This is a genomic window from Pseudomonas protegens CHA0 (assembly GCF_000397205.1).
Lineage (GTDB): Bacteria > Pseudomonadota > Gammaproteobacteria > Pseudomonadales > Pseudomonadaceae > Aquipseudomonas > Aquipseudomonas protegens.
In genome coordinates, this window is sequence record NC_021237.1 from 5,350,204 (window position 1) to 5,365,907 (window position 15,704).

Here is a 15,704-nt window from a genome sequence, read left to right on the forward strand (position 1 = left end):
TTCCAGCGATATAGCCGATGCCATTGCGCCAGCGCCTCGAAAACCTGCCAGTGGGCCAAAAGCTCCTGGCCGCCCTGCTTGTCCTGCTGACCACCGTTCTGCTGGTCGCCAACCTGACCTTTATCAGCGCGGCCTACTGGATCTCCCAGGAAAGCATGGCGCCCCAGGCGCTGCAGACCATTGGCCGCCTGGTGTCCAATCCGACCCTGGCGATCCAGGCGCTGAACTCCCCCGAAGATGCCGAGAAGCTGCTCAACGAACTCGACAGCTATACCCCGCTGCGGGCTGCCGCACTCTATGACGGCAAGGGCCAGCGCCTGGCCCAGTTGCAGCACGGCGAACGCCTCAAGCTGCCCGAACGCTATCGGCACATCGAAGCCTGGCAAATGACCGAGTTTCGCAGCAACCAGGTCATCACCCTGCCCCGCCCGGGCCAGGCCCCCGGCCACCTGCTGCTGGTGGCCACCAGCGAACTGCCGATGGCCTTCTACACCGGCACCCTGACCGCCAGCCTGGGAATCCTGATCTTCAGTGTGCTGCTGTGGCTGGTCATCGCCCGGCAGATCAAGCGCCTGATCACCCAGCCGATCCACCAGCTCGAGGAACTGTCGCGCCAGGTCACCCGCGAGGAGAACTACGCCCTGCGCGCAGCCCGGGGCAACCACGATGAAATCGGCAGCCTGGCAGAAGCCTTCAACACCATGCTGTCGCGCATCGAAGCTCGCGAGCAGCAGCTCAAGCGCGCCCGGGACGACTCCCAGGCCGCCTACGACCAGGCCCAGGGGCTGGCGGAGGAAACCCGCCATACCAACCGCAAGCTGGAACTGGAAGTCCAGGTGCGCAGCAAGATCGAGAAGAAGCTCACCGGCTTTCAGAACTACCTCAACAGCATCATCGACTCCATGCCCTCGGCGCTGATCGCTCTGGATGAACAGCTCTACGTCACCCAGTGGAACCAGGAAGCCAGCGCCCTGTCCGGCACCCGGCTCGACGAAGCCCTGAACCAGCCGATCTTCCTCGCCTTCGAACCGCTCAAGCCGTTCCTGCCGCAGCTCAAGGAAACCGTCGAACAGCACACGGTGACCAAGGTCGAGCGGGTCACCTGGTTCAAGGACGAAGAATCCAAGCACTACGCCCTGACCTTCTACCCCCTGATGGGGGGCGCCGGACGCGGGGTGGTGATCCGTATCGACGACATCACCCAGCGCCTGTCCCTGGAAGAGATGATGGTGCAATCGGAGAAAATGCTTTCGGTGGGCGGCCTCGCGGCCGGCATGGCCCATGAGATCAACAACCCGCTGGGAGCGATCCTGCACAACGTACAGAACATTCGCCGACGACTGTCTGCCGACCTGCCAAAGAACCTTGAGCACGCGCAGCAGATCGGTGTTGAACTGCAGACCGTCAATCGCTACCTGGAAAGCCGCGAAGTGCCGCAACTGCTCGATGGCATTCAGCAGGCCGGAGCCCGGGCGGCGAAGATCGTCACCCACATGCTCAGCTTCAGCCGGCGCAGCAACCGCCAGATGGCCCCCTGCGACCTGCCGGCGCTGATCGACCAGGCGGTGGAGATCGCCAGCAACGACTTCGACCTGGCCATTGGCTTCGACTTCAAGGGCCAGGCGATCATTCGCCAGTTCGACCCGAACCTGGGCCCGGTTGCCGGCACTGCCAACGAACTGGAACAGGTGCTGCTCAACCTGCTGAAAAACGCCGCCCAGGCCATCCATCAGCGCGAAGATGACAGCGAACCCGGACGTATCATCCTGCGTACCCGTTTGAATCCGCCCTGGGCAGAGATCCAGGTGGAGGACAACGGAATCGGCATGAGCGAAAACGTGCGCAAGCGTACCTTCGAGCCCTTCTTCACCACCAAGGAAATCGGCCAGGGCACCGGGCTCGGCCTGTCGGTGTCGTACTTCATCATCACCAATAACCACAAGGGGCAGATGGAGGTGCAGTCCACTCGCGGGCAGGGCACTTGCTTCACCTTGCGCCTGCCCCTGGCCAGCAGCCAGCCGCTGGTCCAAGAACCGTTACCACTGGAGAACTGAACATGGGCTTTCGCTTGTCGAAGATCTACACCCGCACTGGCGACAAAGGCGAAACCGGACTGGGGGATGGCCGTCGGGTGCCCAAGGATCACCCTCGGGTCGAAGCCATTGGCGAGGTTGATACCCTGAACAGCCAATTGGGCCTGCTACTGGCAGGCCTCGGTGAGCAGAGCGGTGCCTGCCCCGGGCTCGAGGAAGTGATCACAGTGCTGGCTCCCTGTCAGCATCGGTTGTTCGACCTGGGTGGCGAGCTGGCGATGCCGGTCTATCAGGCCCTCAACGAGGCCGAAGTACAGCGCCTGGAGGCGGCCATCGATCTGTGGAACGAGGAGTTGGGCCCGCTGGAGAACTTCATCCTGCCCGGCGGCTCGGCGCTGATCGCCCAGGCCCATGTCTGTCGCAGCCTGGCCCGCAGCGCCGAGCGTCGCTGTCAGCACCTGAATGCCGTTGAGCCTTTGCAAGGGGTTGGGCTGGCCTACATCAATCGCCTGTCGGACCTGCTGTTTGTCGCCGCGCGACTGATCGCCAAGCGCCAGGACATTGCCGAAATCCTCTGGCAGGCCGCCGCCAAGCCCTGACCACGCGGCTTGCGGGCGAAAGGGCCTGCAAGCGCCCGACGATGCCTCTCAGGCAAGCCTGCTCCCGCAGACCTGGGCCCAGGCTGCCATTGAGGATGTCTTCAATCCTGCGGCCAGAAGGCGCGGATACCCGCTACACCTTGAGCACCCGCTGCCCAGGCCTGCTGGCATTCGGCGGGCCCCACGCCACCCAGCAGATACACCGGCTTGTTGAAACCGCTGATCAGTTGCTCGGCCTGTTGCCAGCCCAATGGCTGTGCATCCGGATGGGTCTGGGTGGGCTGTACCGGAGACAAGGTCACGAAGTCCACGTCCATCTGCTGGGCCAGGGACAGCTCCTCGGCGTTATGGCAAGAAGCCGCCAACCAGCGATCCTTGCCGAACGGCCGCCCGGCGCTGGCGTACTTGCGCAGTTGCGCCGCAGTGATGTGCCAGCCCGCCGAGGGGAAATCCCCCAGCCATTCGAAGGGCCCCTTGAGCATCAGTTGCGCCTTGCCGGCGCACAGGCCCACCGCATCCACCGCCAGATCGCGGTATTGCGGGTCGTAGCCGCCGGGCGCCCGCAGCTGAATCAGCTTGCAGCCCTGGGCCACGGCTTTTTGCATGCCTCGCAACAGGGTCGGGGTTTCCAGGCCTTCCGGGGTGATCAGGTATTGGGCTGGCAGACGCGCGGCAGCGACAATCGGCTGATTGGCCGCGGGGAACTCATAGTCGGCCAGCTCACGAGCAGTGACCCAGGCCAGAGGTTGCCCTTCGGCGCCGTGAGGCTCACCGCTGAACGCCGAGACTTCCCAGACATCCAGCAGTACCTGCTTGTCCGGATAATCGTGCTGCACCTTGATCAGCGGGCGCGCTGCGGTGACGGCGATGCCCAGTTCTTCCTGTAGCTCGCGGGCCAGCGCGGCTTCGACCGCCTCCCCGGGCTCGACCTTGCCGCCGGGGAACTCCCACAGGCCACCTTGATGTTGAGTATCGGCACGCCGGGCAATCAGGATCTTGCCGCTGGCATCCCGGATAACGGCCGCAGCCACATGTACTCGTTTCACCGCACTACTTCCTCTGCTCAGGCATGTTGGCCAGGCCCTTGCGGGCCGGGCGTTGGATCTGCGCTTCGCCGGCAAGCCGGCTCCTACAGCAGGAGCGGCAACGCCGGCGAGGTTCTTAGGTGCGGTATTCCGCGTTGATCTTCACGTATTCGTGAGACAGGTCGGTGGTCCAGATGGTTTCGCTGCACGCGCCACGGCCCAGTTCGATGCGGATGGTGATTTCTTCCTGCTGCATCACCGCCGCGCCCTGGGCTTCGGTGTAGCTCGCGGCACGGGCGCCACGGCTGGCAATGCAGACTTCGCCGAGGAACACGTCGATCTTGCTGACATCCAGGTCCGGCACCCCGGCACGACCTACTGCCGCCAGGATGCGGCCCCAGTTCGGGTCCGAAGCGAACAGCGCGGTCTTGATCAGTGGCGAGTGAGCCACGGTGTAGCCCACGTCCAGGCACTCCTGGCAAGTAGCCCCGCCGTTGACTTCCACAGTGACGAACTTGGTCGCGCCCTCACCGTCACGGACGATGGCCTGGGCCACTTCCATGCACACCTCGAACACCGCCTGCTTCAGGGCAGCGAACAGCGGGCCCTCGGCCTTGGTGATTTCCGGCAGCTTGGCCTGCCCCGTGGCGATCAGCATGCAGCAGTCGTTGGTCGACGTGTCGCCGTCGATGGTGATGCGGTTGAAGGACTTGTTGGCACCGTCCAGCAACAGGTTCTGCAGCACTTCGCGGGAGACTTTGGCGTCAGTGGCGATGTAGCCGAGCATGGTTGCCATGTTCGGGCGGATCATCCCCGCGCCTTTGCTGATGCCGGTCACGGTGATGGTCACGCCATCATGCTGGAACTGGCGGCTGGCGCCCTTGGGCAGGGTGTCGGTGGTCATGATGCCAGTGGCGGCGGCAGCCCAGTTGTCCACGGACAGGTCGTCCAGCGCAGCTTGCAGAGCGCCTTCGATTTTCTCTACCGGCAATGGCTCGCCGATCACCCCGGTGGAGTAAGGCAGCACGGCGCTGGCATCGACGCCGGTCAGCTCCGCCAGCTTGGCGCAGGTGCGGGACGCCGCGGCCAGGCCCGGCTCACCAGTGCCGGCGTTGGCGTTACCGGTGTTGGTCAGCAGATACCGCACCGGGCCTTGTACCCGCTGCTTGGCCAGAATCACCGGTGCGGCGCAAAACGCGTTGAGGGTGAACACCCCCGCCACCGTGGAGCCTTCGGCACAACGCATGACCACCACATCCTTGCGCCCCGGGCGCTTGATGCCGGCCGAAGCGATACCGAGCTCGAAGCCGGCAACCGGGTGCAACGTAGGCAAAGGACCAAGACCAACAGCCATGAATGCGCTCCTCTTATCAGGTGTCTGCACCGTCGTCTCAAAAGACGGTGCCGCAAATGGAAAAACGCCGCGACGGCTGATGCCGTCACGGCGCGGGTGTTTCAGTGTCTGGCGGGGATCTTAGTTGATCTGGCCGTGACAGTGTTTGTACTTCTTGCCCGAACCGCAGTAGCACAGTTCATTGCGGCCAAGCTTCTGCTCGTTGCGCACTGGCGCGGTGGCCAGGGCCACATCGACCTCGACGCCCTCTTCCACGGCTTCCGGCTGATCCAGCCCCGGTGCCTCGGCGTGTTCGAACTGCATGCGCTGGGCCAGAGCCTCGGCTTCCTGACGCAGGCGAGCCTCTTCCTCGGCCGGGTCTTCGCGACGCACCTGGACGTGGGACAGCACGCGGATCGAGTCGCGCTTGATGGAGTCGAGCAACTCGGAGAACAGGGTGAAGGATTCGCGCTTGTACTCCTGCTTCGGGTTCTTCTGCGCGTAACCACGCAGGTGAATACCGTGACGCAGGTGGTCCATGGTCGACAGGTGGTCTTTCCACAGGTCGTCCAGTACCCGCAGAACAATCTGCTTCTCGAAAGTGCGCAGGGCTTCGGCACCGGCCTGGTCTTCTTTCTCGTTGTACGCGGCGATCAGCTCGTTGAGCAGCTTCTCGCGCAGGGTTTCCTCGTACAGGTGATCGTCTTCGTCGAGCCATTGCTGGATCGGCAGGCTGACACCGAAGCCACTCTGGATGGCTTCTTCCAGGCCTGCCACGTCCCACTGCTCAGGCAGCGATTGCGGCGGGATGTGGGCGCTGACGGTAGCGTTGAGCACGTCCTGGCGGAAGTCGGCGATGGTTTCGCCAATGTTGTCCGCGGCCAACAAGGTGTTGCGCATGTGATAGATCACTTTACGCTGCTCGTTGTTGACGTCGTCGAACTCCAGCAACTGCTTGCGGATGTCGAAGTTGCGGCCTTCGACCTTGCGCTGGGCCTTCTCGATGGCGTTGGTCACCATGCGGTGCTCGATCGCCTCGCCGGACTGCATGCCCAGGGCCTTCATGAAGTTCTTCACCCGGTCAGAGGCGAAGATACGCATCAGGCTGTCTTCCAGGGACAGGTAGAAGCGGCTGGAACCGGCGTCGCCCTGGCGGCCGGCACGGCCACGCAGCTGGTTGTCGATACGACGGGACTCATGGCGCTCGGAAGCGATCACCTGCAGGCCACCGGACTCCAGCACTTGCTGGTGACGCTTCTGCCAGTCGGCCTTGATCTGGGCGATCTGCTCCGGAGTCGGGTTCTCCAGGGAAGCCACTTCCACTTCCCAGTTGCCGCCCAACAGGATGTCGGTACCACGACCGGCCATGTTGGTGGCGATGGTCAGGGCGCCCGGGCGACCGGCCTGGGCAATGATTTCCGCTTCCTTTTCGTGGAACTTGGCGTTCAGGACCTTGTGCTCGATGCCTTCCTTGTTGAGCAGGTTGGACATGTGCTCGGACGTTTCGATGGTCGCGGTGCCTACCAGCACCGGACGGCCCTGGGTCATGCACTCCTTGATGTCGTTGATGATCGCGGCGTATTTCTCGTCCGCGGTCAGGAACACCAGGTCGTTGTAGTCCTTACGGGCCAGCGGCTTGTTCGGCGGAATCACCATCACCTGCAGACCGTAGATCTGATGGAACTCGAAGGCTTCGGTGTCGGCGGTGCCGGTCATGCCGGACAGCTTGGTGTACAGACGGAAGTAGTTCTGGAAGGTGGTCGAGGCCAGGGTCTGGCTCTCGGCCTGGATATTGAGGTTTTCCTTGGCTTCGATGGCCTGGTGCAGGCCTTCGGACAAGCGGCGACCGGGCATGGTACGACCGGTGTGTTCGTCCACCAGGACCACCTGCCCATCCTGGACGATGTATTCAACGTTGCGGTTGAACAGCTTGTGCGCACGCAGGCCGGCGTAAACGTGGGTCAACAGGCCCAGGTTGTGCGCCGAGTAGAGGCTTTCGCCTTCAGCCAGCAGGCCGACCTGGGTCAGCATTTCTTCGATGAACTGGTGACCGGCTTCGTTGAGCTCGACCTGGCGGGTCTTCTCGTCGACGGTGAAGTGCCCGGCCTTGGTGACCTGGCCTTCTACTTCCTCGATGTGCTGCTCGAGGCGCGGGATCAGCTTGTTGATCTCGGTGTACAGGCGGGAGCTGTCCTCAGCCTGGCCGGAAATGATCAACGGAGTACGGGCTTCGTCGATGAGGATCGAGTCGACTTCGTCGATCACGGCAAAATTGAGCTCGCGCTGGAACTTGTCTTCCATGCTGAAAGCCATGTTGTCGCGCAGGTAGTCGAAACCGAATTCGTTGTTGGTGCCGTAGGTGATGTCGGCGGCGTAGGCAGCACGTTTCTCTTCAGGCGGCTGGAACGGCGTGACCACGCCGACGCTCAGGCCGAGGAATTCGTACAGCGGGCGCATCCAGTTGGCGTCGCGGCGAGCCAGGTAGTCGTTCACGGTCACCACGTGCACGCCCTTGCCGGACAGCGCATTGAGGTACACACCCAGGGTCGCTACCAGGGTCTTGCCCTCACCGGTGCGCATCTCGGCGATCTTGCCTTCATGCAAGGTCATGCCGCCGATCAGCTGCACATCGAAGTGGCGCATTCCCATGATCCGCTTACCGGCTTCACGGGCGACCGCGAAGGCTTCGGGAAGCAGTTTGTCGAGGGTTTCACCCTTGGCGATACGGGCCTTGAACTCGGCAGTCTTGGCACGCAATTGATCGTCCGAAAGGGCCACCATTTGCTCTTCGAAGGCATTGACGATCTGTACCGTCTTGAGCATGCGTTTGACTTCACGCTCGTTCTTGCTTCCAAAAAGTTTCTTTAACAAAGGCGCAAACATATCGGCAGGATCTTCCACACATAGGGTTGGAGGGCGGCCCCGTGAGTCGCCCGAGCAGCCCTCATGGCCGCATGCGAACGAGCATTCTACCCGGAAACGATGGTGAGGAAAGTGGCGTTATTCCACGATGCTGGCACAGCGCTGTGACGGGGCTCACCTAAAATAAGGGCTTTTCGCTGAACTTCAAGCCCATTGACCACAGAAGTTAATGATTACGATCAGCAAAGAACCAGAAATTGATCAAAGTACGAACAAGCGATGGCGCCGGCGTGGCGGGCGCTTTCTGCTACCATGGTGCCTCTGTAACTTCAGGTTTCTGATCATGGCATTTCGCCCCCTTACGGCACGCGCTCCCGCCGTTCTTCTTCGCGAAGCCAAGCCTCTGAAAGCCATACTCGGCCACGCCCAGCGCCTGGCACATCTGCAGCGCCTGCTGGAAAGCCAGCTGCAGCCGGCCGCTCGCGAACATTGCCACGTTGCTTCCTGGCGTGAAGGCAGCCTGCTGCTGATCGTCACCGACGGGCACTGGGCAACGCGCCTGCGCTATCAGCAAAAGCGCCTGCAACGTCAATTGCTGGAGTTCAACGAGTTCAGCAACCTGACGCGCATCCTGTTCAAGGTCCAGCCGCCGACGGTCCAGCAAGGGGCCGCGGGACACACCATGGACCTGTCGAACAACGCCGCTGAAACCATCCAGGCCACCGCAGAGGGCATCACCGATCCCAACCTGCGCGCGGCCCTGGAGCGCCTGGCCAGCCACGCCAAACCGCGGGGCTGACTCAAGCCTGTACTTCAGCGCCGCTTGCTGCCGCCGAGCAGGGAACCCATCAAGCCCCGCACCAGTTGCCGTCCCAATTGATTAGCCGCCTGGCGCATGGCCGACTTCAATGCCTGCCCGGCAGCCGTGCCAAGGAACTCACCCGCCCGGTCGGCCAGGCTGGGCTCTTCAGCCGCTGCTTTGCCAGAAGGCTGCTGATCCTGCGGTGCCAACTCCTTGCGCCCCAGCAACACTTCATAGGCTGATTCGCGGTCGATCGGTTTGTCATAGCGCCCCAGCAGCGGCGAACTGGCGATCAGGGCCTGGCGCTCGGCCTCGGTCAGCGGCCCGATCCGCGACTGCGGCGGCGCCACCAGTACCCGCTTGACCATTTCTGGCGTGCCCTTGTCCTGCAAGGTGCCCACCAGCGCTTCGCCGATGCCCAGCTCGGTCAGTACCGCCAGCGCATCGAAGGCGGGGTTGGGACGGAAACCATCCGCCACGGCGCGCAGGGACTTCTGTTCCTTGGCAGTAAAGGCCCGCAAGCCATGCTGGATACGCAATCCCAATTGAGCCAGGACATTGTCCGGCAGGTCCCCGGGCGACTGGGTAACGAAATACACCCCCACACCTTTGGAGCGAATCAGCCGCACCACCTGCTCCAGCCGGTCCTGCAAGGCCTTGGGAGTACCGGCGAACAGCAGGTGCGCTTCGTCGAAGAACAGCGCAAGCAGCGGCTTGTCCGCATCGCCCCGCTCCGGCAGTTGCTCGAACAGCTCGGCCAGCAGCCATAAAAGGAAGGTCGCATAGACTTTCGGCGCCTCATGCACGAGGCGGCTGGCATCGAGCAGATGAATCCGCCCACGACCATCGGCGGCCGGCTGCAGAATGTCCTCCAGCTGCAACGCCGGCTCACCGAACAATGCTTCGGCGCCCTGCTGCTCCAGGGTCGCCAGGCGCCGCAACAGCGCCTGGCTGGAGCCGGTAGTCATCAACGCAGCATCGTCCCCGAGCAGCTGCGGGTTGTCCTTGAGGTGGTTGAGCAACGCCTTGAGGTCCTTCAGGTCGAGCAGCAACAGGCCTTCGCGATCAGCGACCTTGAACGCCGCATAGAGCGCCGACTGCTGGCTGTCGGTGAGTTCCAGCAAACTGCCCAGCAGCAGCGGGCCCATTTCGCTCAGGGTGGTGCGCAGAGGATGACCGCTTTGCCCATGGATATCCCACAGGGTCACCGGATAGGCCTGTGGTTGATGCTTGAGCCAGGGCATGCCGGCGATCCGCTCGGCAACCTTGCCCTGGGGGTTGCCCGCAGCACCCAGCCCACAGAGGTCGCCTTTGATGTCTGCGGCAAATACTGCCACCCCGGCATCACTGAAGGCTTCTGCCAGGCGCTGCAGGGTGACGGTCTTGCCGGTGCCCGTGGCGCCCGCCACCAGACCGTGGCGGTTGGCCAGGCGCATGGCCTGGGCGATCGGCAGGCCATCGAGGCCGGCACCGATTACGAGTTGCGATGAGTCAGGCATTTTGTCACCCCTGGTTAATCTTTGGCCTTACACGGTCGATATGAATAAATGATGGATCAGAAGTATCTGAAATAAAGGTCAGGTAATTCCCGTGGGATAGATGGAGATATCAGCTTACTTATAACACCGCCCTTCTGTGCGTTTTTCCAACCCGATGCCCTGGACTCAAAGACCTTAGCGGACACCCCAAGCCATGAACAAAAATCTGCGCTTCAGCCACAAGATCCTGCTTGCCGCCTCGCTGATCGTCATAGCTGCATTTGCACTATTCACGCTCTACAACGATTACCTGCAACGCAACGCCATTCGTGATGATCTGGACAACTATCTTCAGGAAATGGGCGACGTCACGGCAAAAAATATTCAGACCTGGCTCGCCGGTCGCGCCCTGCTGATCGAGAACATCTCCCAGTCGGTGGCCCTCAACACGGACCCTGCGAATGTCAGCAACCTGCTGGAACAGAAATCCGTCAGCTCGACCTTCATGGGGGCCTACCTGGGCAACAATGACGGCACCTTCATCATCCGTCCCAACAGCAAGATGCCGGATGGCTACGATCCTCGCGCCCGCCCCTGGTACAAGAGTGCCGAGAGCAGCAGCGGCTCGGCCCTGACCGAACCCTATATCGACCTAGCGTCCGGCCAGTTGGTGATCTCCATCGTCGACAGCGTGATCAAGGCCGGCCAGAGGATCGGTGTGGTCGGCGGCGACCTGAGCCTGCAAGTAATCACCGACAGCATCAATGCCCTGGACTTCGACGGCATGGGCTACGCCTTCCTGATCAGCGCCGACGGCAAGATCCTGGTGCACCCGGACAAGAACCTGGTGATGAAGACCCTCAAGGACGTCTACCCCCAGGACACCCCCAAGATCAGCAGTGAACTCAGCGAGATCACTGTCGATGGCAAGCCGCGCATTGTCACCTTCACCCAGATCAAGGGCCTGTCCTCGGTGAACTGGTACATCGGCCTGTCCGTGGACAAGGACAAGGCTTTCGCCATGCTCAGCGAGTTCCGCACCTCGGCGATCATCGCCACCCTGACGGCCGTGGCCCTGACCATTGCCCTGCTGGGCCTGCTGATCCGCCTGCTGATGCAGCCGCTGCACGTGATGACCCGGGCCATGCAGGACATCGCCGATGGCGAAGGCGACCTGACTCGACGCCTGAACATCCATAACCAGGACGAGTTCGGCATCCTCGGCACCGCCTTCAACCGTTTCGTCGAACGCATCCACGGCTCGATCCGCGAAGTGTCCTCGGCCACCGAGCACGTCAACGAAGTCGCCCTGCGCGTGGTCAGCGCCTCCAACTCGTCGATGCTCAACTCCGACGAGCAGGCCAGCCGCACCAACAGCGTGGCCGCCGCCATCAATCAGCTCGGGGCCGCCGCCCAGGAAATCGCCCGCAATGCCGCCCAGGCTTCGCAACAGGCCAGCGATGCGCGCAACCTCGCCGAAGACGGCCAGCAAGTGGTGGATCGCAGCATCCAGGCGATGAACCAACTGTCGGACATGATCAGCGCCTCCAGCAGCAACATCGAAACCCTCAACAGCAAGACCGTGAACATCGGGCAGATCCTCGAAGTGATCACCAGCATTTCCCAGCAGACCAACCTGCTGGCCCTCAACGCGGCCATCGAAGCGGCCCGGGCCGGCGAGGCAGGACGCGGCTTTGCCGTGGTTGCCGATGAAGTGCGCAACCTGGCGCACCGCACCCAGGAGTCGGCGCAGCAAGTGCAGGGCATGATCGAGGAGCTGCAAGTGGGCGCCCGCGAATCGGTGAGCACCATGAGCAACAGCCAGCGCCACAGCCAGGACAGCGTGGAAATCGCCAACCAGGCCGGGGAACGACTCAACAGCGTGACCCAGCGCATAGGCGAGATTGACGGCATGAACCAGTCGGTGGCCACGGCGACCGAAGAGCAGACCTCGGTGGTGGAGTCCATCAATATGGACATTACCGAGATCAATACGCTGAATCAGGAAGGCGTGGAAAACCTCCAGGCCACCTTGCGGGCCTGCTCCGATCTGGAGCAGCAGGCAGCACGCTTGAAGCAACTGGTGGGCAGTTTCAGGATCTGAAAGCGCCCAACGCCCTGTCGCCGGCTAGCCGGCGGCAGGCTCAAGCAGGCTTGGGCCGGGATGGCGCCTGGGGTTCCTGCTGCAATTGCTCCCACAACTGCGCGGCATCGGGAAAATCGGTGCCGTCGTCAGGGCTCAACTCATCGGGGTCATAACGGCTCAGGCAACCTTCGCCGAGGGTGGCGGGTGCCTTGGACGTGGCTTTATCCAGTGGATCGGTCATCGGGCTGACCTCGTGATGTGCAAAACCAGGAGCGGGGTATTGAACCCCCGCGCCTGGTTTTTTTTTCAATCAGAACACCACAGTCTTGTTGCCGTGCACCAGCACACGGTCTTCCAGGTGATAGCGCAGGCCGCGGGCCAGGACCATTTTCTCCACGTCACGACCGAAACGCACCATGTCCTCGATGCTGTCGCTGTGGCTGACCCGTACCACGTCCTGCTCGATGATAGGACCGGCGTCCAGTTCCTCGGTAACGTAGTGGCAGGTTGCGCCGATCAGCTTCACACCGCGCAGCGAGGCCTGATGGTAAGGCTTGGCACCGACAAAGGATGGCAGGAAGCTGTGGTGGATGTTGATCACCTTGTGCGCGTACTCGCTGCACAGCTCCGGCGGCAGGATCTGCATGTAGCGCGCCAGCACCACCACTTCGGCGTCGTGCTGCTTGACCAGGCGCGACACCTCGGCGAAGGCCGGCTCCTTGTCCTGCGGGTTGACCGGCACGTGGTAATAAGGAATGCCGTGCCACTCGACCATGCTGCGCAGATCATCGTGGTTGGAAATCACGCAGGCGATCTGGCAATCCAGCTCATCGCTGTGCCAGCGGTGCAGCAAGTCGGCCAGGCAGTGGGATTCGCGGCTGGCCATCAGTACCACGCGCTTTTTCTCGGCGGTATCGGTAATGCGCCAGTCCATCGAGAACTCTTCGGCGATCGGCGCAAAGGCCTCGCGAAAAGCCTCCAGGCCAAAGGGCAGTGAATCGGCACGAATCTCGTGGCGCATGAAAAACCAGCCACTGAGATTGTCCGAGTGGTGGCTCGCTTCGGTGATCCAACCGTTGTGGGAGGCTAGAAAGTTACTGACTTTGGCAACGATGCCAACGCGGTCAGGGCAAGAAATCACCAACCGAAAGGTGCGCATGGGGGGGAAACTCCAGAACTTCGCAAAGGTCGCCATTCTAGCGATTGCGCGACAAAACTGCAGTATTCATTGCATCCAGCGCCCCGGGTAGATCACCAAGGGCCGCTCCGGCCCGGCTTAGCGGCCGCTACTCCTGGCGCCGTAATGGCACTTGTAAATAGTGCTTAACTAGTTTGTGAATAACCGGCCCGAATGCATCAACCTATTAAATAGCGAAATGTCTTTTACGCCTAAACACACTAAGAGAGACGAATAAAACAGCGGTATTATGTTTACTTGCTCAAACTCCCTGACTATTATTGCGACACTGTCACCCAGCCACTCAGCGCTCAATAAGGTAGTCCTCATGTCCCTGATCAACGAATACCGTGCCACTGAAGAAGCCATCAAAGAACTGCAAGCGCGTTTGAAGAACCTGTCCCAAGACGACAAACTGAAAGCCGAACTGGAGTTCGAAGGCAAACTGCGCAGCCTGATGGGCGAGTACTCCAAATCCCTGCGCGACATCATCGCCCTGCTGGATCCGGACTCGAAAGTTAAAGCACCTCGCGCCGCGGTTAAAACCACCGGCACCAAGCGCGCCCGTAAAGTTAAACAGTACAAGAACCCGCACAACGGCGAAGTCATCGAAACCAAAGGTGGCAACCACAAGACTCTGAAAGAGTGGAAAGCCAAGTGGGGCGGCGACGTGGTAGAAGGCTGGGCCACCCTGCTGGGCTAAGCCTCGCCGTTGAGCGCCCGGGCTTTGCAGCCCTACAGAGAAAACGCCAGCATGCTGGCGTTTTTTTATGCCCTGGCAACCCGCTCAAGAAGCGGGGCCGCTGCTCAAAGAGCCAGGCGCCGAGTCAGAGCCTGCACATAGTCCTGCCATTGATCCAGAACCTGACGCTGCACCGGGTCCGCACTTAACAGCGATTGCTCAAGCCCTTGCCGGAAACTTTCCAGGGTATTGGGCGCACCGAGTTGCGGATCTAGCAAACGCTGCTGACAAAAAACCAGCCAACGTTCTTGCTCGGCTTTGTTCAATGTTTCTGGAAAGTTGCGGGCACGGTAGCGAAAGAGTAATTCCGGCAAGCGCTCATCATCGAATGGCCATTGTTGCTGGGCCAAGTGCAACGGATCAGCCTCACGTACTTGCTCACACAAACGCCGGTCACGGTCAGCAATAAAACCGTCGTACAACTGTTGCTCCGGATCATCGCTTGCGGCAAATTCATCCGGGCCATAAATCACCGAAAGTTTATCCCGCCAAACTTCTTGAGCTTCGCTCAAGGCCACAGCCCGACGCTGATATAGCTCCATGTCCAAGTGCAGCCGCTGTTGATCTTCACTGCGCAGAACACTCAATGGCGCCACGACCGGGCAGCGATTGATATGGATGAGTTTCAACGGCACCGGCAACTCGCCTTCGAGCAGATCTTCCCGGCGCGTGTACAAACGCTGGCGCAGGGTTTCGGCGTCCAACTCCAGCAGCCCCTGAGGGTCCAGGTGCAGGTCGCAGACAATCAAGGCATTGCGATTGCGTGGATGCCAGGCCAGGGGCAGGATCACGCCGATGTAGTGGCGCGCCGCAGAAAAGCGCCCGGAGATGTGCACCATGGGTTGCAACAGGCGGACCTGATCCATCACCCGCTGCTTGCTGCGCAACTGGAACAGCCAGTCATAGAGTCTGGGCTGTTTGTCGCGAACCAATCGCGCCAGCGCGATGGTCGCCCGGACATCGGACAGCGCGTCATGGGCCTGCCCGTGATCGATGCCGTTGGCTGCGGTCAGGCGCTCCAGCTTGAGGCTTACCTGCCCCTGTTCCTCGGGCCAGACGATCCCCTGGGGGCGCAACGCATAAGCCGTGCGCACCACGTCGATCAGGTCCCAACGGCTGTTGCCGCCCTGCCACTCCCGGGCGTAGGGGTCGAAGAAATTGCGATACAGGCTGTAGCGGGTCATCTCATCGTCGAAACGCAGGGTGTTGTAGCCCACGCCGCAGGTCCCGGGGCGCGCCAGTTGCTCGTGCACCCGGGTCATGAAATCCGCCTCCCCCAGGCCTTGTTCGGCCAGACGGCCAGGGGTGATGCCAGTGATCATGCAAGCCATCGGATGGGGCAGGATATCGTCGCTGGGCTGGCAGTAGAGGTTGACCGGCTCGTCGATCTCGTTGAGTGCCAGGTCGGTGCGGATACCGGCCACTTGCAACGGGCGATCACAACGCGGATTGATGCCGGTGGTTTCGTAGTCGTACCAAAAGAGGGAAGTCACGGCCTGTTCCTGAACTGAAAGACCGCCGCAGTCTAGGCGTTCAGGCGCCGTCAGGGCCAGCCGCACGAACCGGG

Annotated in this window: 12 protein-coding genes and 1 pseudogene; 6 read left to right on the forward strand and 7 right to left on the reverse strand. The window is 61.7% G+C overall.

Going from position 1 to position 15,704, the window contains the following annotated elements; all coding sequences use genetic code 11:
- The first annotated feature begins 17 nt into the window (after positions 1–17).
- On the forward strand, positions 18–2,054 hold the full coding sequence (locus PFLCHA0_RS23745; RefSeq protein WP_015636773.1) for a sensor histidine kinase: 2,037 nt from the start codon (positions 18–20) through the stop codon (positions 2,052–2,054).
- A 2-nt stretch (positions 2,055–2,056) separates the two neighbouring features.
- Positions 2,057–2,632 carry a cob(I)yrinic acid a,c-diamide adenosyltransferase gene (locus PFLCHA0_RS23750; protein ID WP_015636774.1) on the forward strand — a complete coding sequence of 192 codons (576 nt, stop codon included), beginning with the start codon at positions 2,057–2,059 and terminating at the stop codon, positions 2,630–2,632.
- Positions 2,633–2,733: 101 nt separating this feature from the next.
- On the opposite strand, the gene PFLCHA0_RS23755 is transcribed toward PFLCHA0_RS23750, so the two are convergent.
- From PFLCHA0_RS23755 to secA, 3 genes are all read right to left on the reverse strand, one after another.
- Positions 2,734–3,678: a Nudix family hydrolase gene (locus PFLCHA0_RS23755; RefSeq protein ID WP_011063033.1), complete on the reverse strand. Its 945-nt coding sequence runs from the start codon at positions 3,676–3,678 to the stop codon at positions 2,734–2,736.
- A 115-nt stretch (positions 3,679–3,793) separates the two neighbouring features.
- Positions 3,794–5,011: a bifunctional glutamate N-acetyltransferase/amino-acid acetyltransferase ArgJ gene (gene argJ, locus PFLCHA0_RS23760; RefSeq protein WP_015636776.1), complete on the reverse strand. Its 1,218-nt coding sequence runs from the start codon at positions 5,009–5,011 to the stop codon at positions 3,794–3,796.
- 120 nt (positions 5,012–5,131) lie between these two features.
- The gene (gene secA / locus PFLCHA0_RS23765) at positions 5,132–7,873 is read right to left on the reverse strand and encodes a preprotein translocase subunit SecA (RefSeq protein WP_041752515.1); all 2,742 of its coding nucleotides are present in this window, start codon (positions 7,871–7,873) and stop codon (positions 5,132–5,134) included.
- Positions 7,874–8,195: 322 nt separating this feature from the next.
- Here secA and PFLCHA0_RS23770 point away from each other — a divergent pair, with 322 nt between their 5' ends.
- On the forward strand, positions 8,196–8,651 hold the full coding sequence (locus PFLCHA0_RS23770) for a DUF721 domain-containing protein (protein WP_011063036.1): 456 nt from the start codon (positions 8,196–8,198) through the stop codon (positions 8,649–8,651).
- Between the two features lie 14 nt (positions 8,652–8,665).
- On the opposite strand, the gene PFLCHA0_RS23775 is transcribed toward PFLCHA0_RS23770, so the two are convergent.
- Positions 8,666–10,153 (reverse strand): helicase HerA-like domain-containing protein, encoded by a 1,488-nt coding sequence (locus tag PFLCHA0_RS23775; RefSeq protein WP_015636778.1) that lies wholly within the window; start codon positions 10,151–10,153, stop codon positions 8,666–8,668.
- Positions 10,154–10,346: 193 nt separating this feature from the next.
- Here PFLCHA0_RS23775 and PFLCHA0_RS32425 point away from each other — a divergent pair.
- Both PFLCHA0_RS32425 and PFLCHA0_RS32430 read left to right on the forward strand, forming a co-directional pair.
- Positions 10,347–11,378: pseudogene (locus tag PFLCHA0_RS32425) on the forward strand (HAMP domain-containing protein); the annotation flags it as partial.
- Between the two features lie 93 nt (positions 11,379–11,471).
- Positions 11,472–12,236 (forward strand): methyl-accepting chemotaxis protein, encoded by a 765-nt coding sequence (locus PFLCHA0_RS32430; protein WP_370059447.1) that lies wholly within the window; start codon positions 11,472–11,474, stop codon positions 12,234–12,236.
- Positions 12,237–12,276: 40 nt separating this feature from the next.
- Here the strand turns inward: PFLCHA0_RS32430 and PFLCHA0_RS23785 are convergent, their stop codons facing one another.
- Both PFLCHA0_RS23785 and purU read right to left on the reverse strand, forming a co-directional pair.
- Entirely contained in the window at positions 12,277–12,459 is a 183-nt protein-coding gene (locus tag PFLCHA0_RS23785; protein WP_011063039.1) for a hypothetical protein, read from the reverse strand.
- 69 nt (positions 12,460–12,528) lie between these two features.
- On the reverse strand, positions 12,529–13,377 hold the full coding sequence (gene purU / locus PFLCHA0_RS23790) for a formyltetrahydrofolate deformylase (protein ID WP_011063040.1): 849 nt from the start codon (positions 13,375–13,377) through the stop codon (positions 12,529–12,531).
- 346 nt (positions 13,378–13,723) lie between these two features.
- Here purU and mvaT point away from each other — a divergent pair, with 346 nt between their 5' ends.
- Positions 13,724–14,098: a histone-like nucleoid-structuring protein MvaT gene (gene mvaT, locus PFLCHA0_RS23795; RefSeq protein WP_011063041.1), complete on the forward strand. Its 375-nt coding sequence runs from the start codon at positions 13,724–13,726 to the stop codon at positions 14,096–14,098.
- Between the two features lie 104 nt (positions 14,099–14,202).
- Here the strand turns inward: mvaT and sbcB are convergent, their stop codons facing one another.
- Positions 14,203–15,630, reverse strand: a complete 1,428-nt coding sequence (gene sbcB, locus PFLCHA0_RS23800) for an exodeoxyribonuclease I (protein ID WP_041752517.1) — start codon at positions 15,628–15,630, stop codon at positions 14,203–14,205.
- Positions 15,631–15,704 lie beyond the last annotated feature (74 nt).

What these genes read in the sequence shown, in the direction of transcription:
- purU (WP_011063040.1), bottom strand. Translation starts at nt 13,377, where the DNA reads ATGCGCACCTTTCGGTTGGTGATTTCTTGCCCTGACCGCGTTGGCATC.
- PFLCHA0_RS23775 (WP_015636778.1), bottom strand. Translation starts at nt 10,153, where the DNA reads ATGCCTGACTCATCGCAACTCGTAATCGGTGCCGGCCTCGATGGCCTG.
- PFLCHA0_RS32430 (WP_370059447.1), top strand. Translation starts at nt 11,472, where the DNA reads ATGCTCAACTCCGACGAGCAGGCCAGCCGCACCAACAGCGTGGCCGCC.
- argJ (WP_015636776.1), bottom strand. Translation starts at nt 5,011, where the DNA reads ATGGCTGTTGGTCTTGGTCCTTTGCCTACGTTGCACCCGGTTGCCGGC.
- PFLCHA0_RS23745 (WP_015636773.1), top strand. Translation starts at nt 18, where the DNA reads ATGCCATTGCGCCAGCGCCTCGAAAACCTGCCAGTGGGCCAAAAGCTC.
- PFLCHA0_RS23770 (WP_011063036.1), top strand. Translation starts at nt 8,196, where the DNA reads ATGGCATTTCGCCCCCTTACGGCACGCGCTCCCGCCGTTCTTCTTCGC.
- secA (WP_041752515.1), bottom strand. Translation starts at nt 7,873, where the DNA reads ATGTTTGCGCCTTTGTTAAAGAAACTTTTTGGAAGCAAGAACGAGCGT.
- PFLCHA0_RS23785 (WP_011063039.1), bottom strand. Translation starts at nt 12,459, where the DNA reads ATGACCGATCCACTGGATAAAGCCACGTCCAAGGCACCCGCCACCCTC.
- PFLCHA0_RS23750 (WP_015636774.1), top strand. Translation starts at nt 2,057, where the DNA reads ATGGGCTTTCGCTTGTCGAAGATCTACACCCGCACTGGCGACAAAGGC.
- mvaT (WP_011063041.1), top strand. Translation starts at nt 13,724, where the DNA reads ATGTCCCTGATCAACGAATACCGTGCCACTGAAGAAGCCATCAAAGAA.